This is a genomic window from Streptomyces sp. NPDC057445 (assembly GCF_042802855.1).
In the GTDB taxonomy this organism is placed as follows: domain Bacteria; phylum Actinomycetota; class Actinomycetes; order Streptomycetales; family Streptomycetaceae; genus Streptomyces.
On the sequence record NZ_JBHVDH010000057.1, the window covers coordinates 1 to 4,726 of the forward strand.

The 4,726-nt window shown below is 68.6% G+C and carries 3 protein-coding genes; all 3 read left to right on the forward strand.

Going from position 1 to position 4,726, the window contains the following annotated elements; genetic code table 11:
• The first annotated feature begins 13 nt into the window (after positions 1 to 13).
• Complete coding sequence (locus tag ACFU5O_RS37340; RefSeq protein ID WP_384247459.1) at positions 14 to 559, forward strand: IS5 family transposase; 546 nt, start codon at positions 14 to 16, stop codon at positions 557 to 559.
• Positions 560 to 1,308: 749 nt separating this feature from the next.
• Complete coding sequence (locus ACFU5O_RS37345; RefSeq protein WP_384247454.1) at positions 1,309 to 2,811, forward strand: FAD-binding oxidoreductase; 1,503 nt, start codon at positions 1,309 to 1,311, stop codon at positions 2,809 to 2,811.
• A 204-nt stretch (positions 2,812 to 3,015) separates the two neighbouring features.
• Positions 3,016 to 4,726: type I polyketide synthase (locus ACFU5O_RS37350; RefSeq protein WP_384247457.1), on the forward strand; the 1,711-nt coding region annotated here is incomplete at its 3' end.

Sequence of the window (4,726 nt, forward strand, 5' to 3'; positions counted from 1 at the left end):
CACTTTTTCGACCATGATCGACAAGGGGCGCAAGTCATGCCGGACCCGGAGACCGGGAACCCCATTGCGGGGCCACGAAAACGGTAACGGGGGCGAACACACAGGTCCGAGCCCCGTGGACCGAGGCAAAGCGGGTTCCAAGATGCACGTCCTGTCGGACGCGAACGGATTGCCCCTGGTCGTCGGCATCTCCGCCGCCAACACGCACGACAGCCTAGGACTGAAGCCCATGGTGGCCGGTCTCCAATCGAGACACGACCCCCACCGCGGCTGGCACTACAAGCCCCGCAAACTCCATGCCGACAAGGCATACGACATACCTGACCTGCGGAAATGGCTACGCGGCAAGCGCATCGCAGTCCGTATCGCCCGCAAAGGCATCGAGTCCAGCGAACGACTCGGCCGCCACAGATGGGTCATCGAACGCACCATGTCCTGGCTGACCGGCTACCGCAGACTCAACCACCGCTACGAACGCCATCCCCGCAACTACCTCGCCTTCCTCGGCCTGGCCGCTGCTCTGTGCTGCTACAAACGCCTCGTCCGCCTCACCACATAGGACACCGTCTAAATCACCGGTATTGGGCCTAACCCATTTTCTGCCTGGCTCCGTCTGGGATCTCCTGAGCGCGATCTGCCGTCCGTGCCAGGGATGGTGCAGCCACCGGGCGGGCATGCGCCGCATAGAAACCTTGCCTCGGCACCGTCACAGGTCTGACCGTCTTGCCGCCGGGTGTGCTGTCGAGCCAACGCCACAGCGCGTTGACCCCGACGAAACTCTGTGCGGTGTGCGCGGTGTAGTCAGACTTCGCCGCCCTCGTCCCACCCACAGTCAGTACAACGAACTCCCGCGTACATGTCGTCTCGGGCGTGATCAACGGCGCTCCAGGCTTCCAGCTTCGAACTTGGAGCTCCGCACCGGGGACAGCCAACGACGACGCCGAACCCATGGAAGTACCTGTACTCCAGTCCGGACTCCTCAACCGTCCGCTGCATCGTCTTCACGAGTTCTGCTTGGCACGTACGGCGCCAAACAACCCCCCGACGGGGGCGCCGTCGTCTGGATCACGCTCCCGGCGATGTTGGGCGCCGAGCAGGGGCAGGTCGTCCAGGATGTCGGCGGTGGCGAGGACGCCGTCGAACCGGGCCGCGGGTCGGTTTCCCCCGGCACTGAGCACACCGCCGTCGCGCACGTCGCGCTGCTTCCCCTCTCGCCGGACCTCACCAATTACCCTGCAGGACCGGTGGATTACTATCCGACCGCAACAGAACGGTTTGACGTCCGTTTCGGAAGGCAGGAGAAGCAGGGTGAAGCACATCAATCCCGTGGCCCCCGGCGATATCAGGTACGAGGACTTACGACGGGGTGAGAACCTGCGCTTCGTCGGCGAGCCGGACGAGATACATCTGGTGGGTTCGGCCGCTGAAATAGAGCGGGTCCTTTCCCGGGCCGTACGGGCGGGGAAGCGAGTCGCGGTGCGCAGTGGAGGGCACTGCTACGAGGACTTCGTGGCGCATCCCGATGTGCGTGTGGTGATCGACATGTCGCGGCTGTCGGCGGTCGGATTCGACGAAGAGCACGGCGCGTTCGTCGTCGAGGCCGGCGCCACGCTGGGCGCGGTCTACAAGACGCTGTTCCGGGTGTGGGGCGTGACGCTGCCGGGCGGGGCGTGCCCCGATGTGGGTGCGGGCGGGCACATCCTCGGCGGGGGCTACGGCCCGCTGTCGCGGATGCACGGCTCGATCGTCGACTATCTGCACGCGGTCGAGGTCGTCGTGGTCGACGAGTCGGGCGACGCGCGGACCGTGATCGCGACGCGCGAGCCCGACGATCCCCACCATGATCTGTGGTGGGCCCACACCGGGGGCGGCGGCGGCAACTTCGGCGTGGTCGTCAGGTACTGGCTGCGCACCGCCGACACGGACGTACCGCCGGAGCCCGGCCGCCTGCTGCCGCGGCCACCGTCCGAGGTGCTCCTCAACACCACAGCGTGGCCCTGGGAGGGGCGGGACGAGGCGGCCTTCGCGCGGCTGGTCCGCAATCACGGCAGGTGGTTCGAGCAGAACAGCGGCCCCGACTCCCCCTGGTGCGACCTCTACAGCGTGCTGGCGCTGACCCGCAGCCAGTCCGGCGCCCTCGCGATGACCACACAGCTCGACGCGACCGGCCCGGACGCGGAGAAGCGGCTGGAGGCGTACCTGGCAGCCGTGTCCGAGGGTGTGGGCGTGCAGCCGTTCAGCGACACCCGGCGGCTGCCGTGGCTGCACTCGACGCGCTGGCCCGGGATCGCCGGGGACGGCGACATGACCGGCCGGGCCAAGATCAAGGCGGCGTACGCGCGCCGGAGCTTCGACGACCGGCAGATCGGCACCCTGTACGCCCACCTGACCGGCACCGACTACGACAATCCGGCGGGGGTCGTCGCGCTGATCGCCTACGGCGGCAAGGTCAACACCGTCCCCGCGGACCGAACGGCGGTGGCGCAGCGGGACTCGGTCCTCAAGATCGTGTACGTGACGACCTGGGAGGACCCCGCGCAGGACCCGGTCCATGAGCGGTGGCTCCGCGAGCTGTACCGGGACGTGTACGCGGACACCGGCGGCGTACCGGTGCCCGGCGGGTCGGCCGACGGGGCGTACGTCAACTACCCGGACGCCGACCTCGCGGACGCGGAGTGGAACACCTCCGGAGTGCCGTGGTCCGAGCTGTACTACAAGGGCGCCTACCCGCGGCTGCAGGCGGTCAAGGCGCGCTGGGACCCTCGGAACGTGTTCCGGCACTCACTCTCCGTGCAGGCTCCGTCCGCCTGAAGTGACGTCGAGGGGTACGGGTCTCCCGCGCGGAGACCCGTACCCCTCGGTGCTTCCGCCCCTGCTCCCGGCGTCTTCAGCGCTCACTAGGGGATCGATAGGGGTGTAAGGGCCAACCATCATTTGATTACAGTCGGAAACTGCCTTTGCGTGTGCCGCAGGGTGTTGTCTCATGCAATTCACTTAATGGGGGATCACGCTCGCATGTCTCAATTCCGCGACGGCTTCACCGAGGTCGGGATACCGGACGACGCAATCGCCATTGTGGGGCTGTCCTGCCGGCTCCCGAAGGCCCCCGACAAGAGCGCGTTCTGGGAACTACTGAGAGACGCACGGCATGCGATCGGCGAAGTGCCCGAAGACCGCTGGAATGCCGAGGAACTTCCGCCAGCCGCACGGCACGGAGCATTTCTCGACCGGGTGGACGAGTTCGACCCCGCATTCTTCGGCATATCCCCGCGCGAAGCCTCGATGATGGACCCCCAGCAGCGGCTGATGCTGGAACTGTCCTGGGAGGCCTTCGAGGACGCCGGCGTCCCTCTGCGGCAGGTCCGGGGCAGCCGCACGGGGGTCTTCGTCGGGGCGGTCGCCAACGACTACTCGGTGCTGCTGAACCGGCAGGGGCTGTCCGCCGTCACCCAGCACTCGCTGACCGGGACACAGCGCGCCATCATCGCCAACCGGGTGTCGTACACCCTCGGGCTGCGCGGTCCCAGTCTCACCGTGGACACCGCGCAGTCCTCCGGTCTTGTCGCCGTCCACCAGGCCTGCGAGAGCCTGCGCTCGGGCAGCTGCGAACTCGCCGTCGCAGGAGGCGTGAACCTCAACATCGTGCCCGAGAGCGCCCTCGCCGCCGACCGGTTCGGCGGGCTGTCACCGGACGGCCGCTGCTACCTCTTCGACGCCCGGGCCAACGGCTATGTCCGCGGCGAGGGCGGCGGGGTCGTACTCCTCAAGCCTCTCGCGCGGGCCCTGGCCGACGGCGACTGCGTCTACTGCGTGATCCGCGGCGGCGCGCTCAACAACGACGGCACGACCGATGGCCTCACGGTCCCGAGCGCGGCCGCGCAGAGCGAGGTGCTGCGGCTGGCGTACGAGCGGGCGGGCATCGACCCGGCGGAAGTCCAGTACGTCGAACTGCACGGCACGGGCACCGCCCTCGGCGACCCCATCGAGGCGTCGGCCCTGGGCGATGTCCTGGGCACGGCCACCGGCCGCCGAATGCCGCTGACGGTCGGCTCGGCCAAGACGAACGTGGGCCATCTGGAGGGCGCCGCCGGAATGGTCGGCCTCCTCAAGACCGCTCTGTCCCTCCATATGCGCAAGATCCCGGCCAGTCTCCACTTCGAGACGCCGAACCCGCGCATCCCGCTGGACGAACTCAACCTGCGTGTCCAGCAGTCGCTGTCGGACTGGCCGGAGTCCGGGCCGGCCCTTGCGGGTGTCAGCTCGTTCGGGATGGGCGGCACCAACTGCCACATGGTCCTTCAGGGGATGCCGGTGACCGAGCCCGGCTCCCCGTCCGGTAGCAGGGGTGCGGAGGACCGTGCCAGTGCGGTGGTGCCGTGGATGGTCTCCGGCCGTGGTGAGGACGCCCTGCGGGCGCAGGCCGAGCGGCTGCGGACGTTCGTGGCGGACCGGCCCGAGCTGGACGCGGACGCCGTGGCGCTGTCGCTGGTGACGTCACGCGACTCTCACGAGAACCGGGCGGTCGTCCTCGGCGGAGACCGCGAGAGCCTGCTGACCGGGCTCACGGCTCTGGCCTCGGGAGAGCCTGCGTCTCGGATCGTACGGAGCCGGGGGGCTGTGCCGGCGGGTCAGTTGGCGTTTCTGTTCTCCGGGCAGGGCAGCCAGCGGGCCGGGATGGGGCGCGAACTGTACGCCGCCTTCCCTGTGTTCGCGGCCGCGCTCGATG

Coding starts and splice junctions, on each gene's coding strand:
- ACFU5O_RS37340 (WP_384247459.1), top strand. CDS start 14: ATGATCGACAAGGGGCGCAAGTCATGCCGGACCCGGAGACCGGGAACC.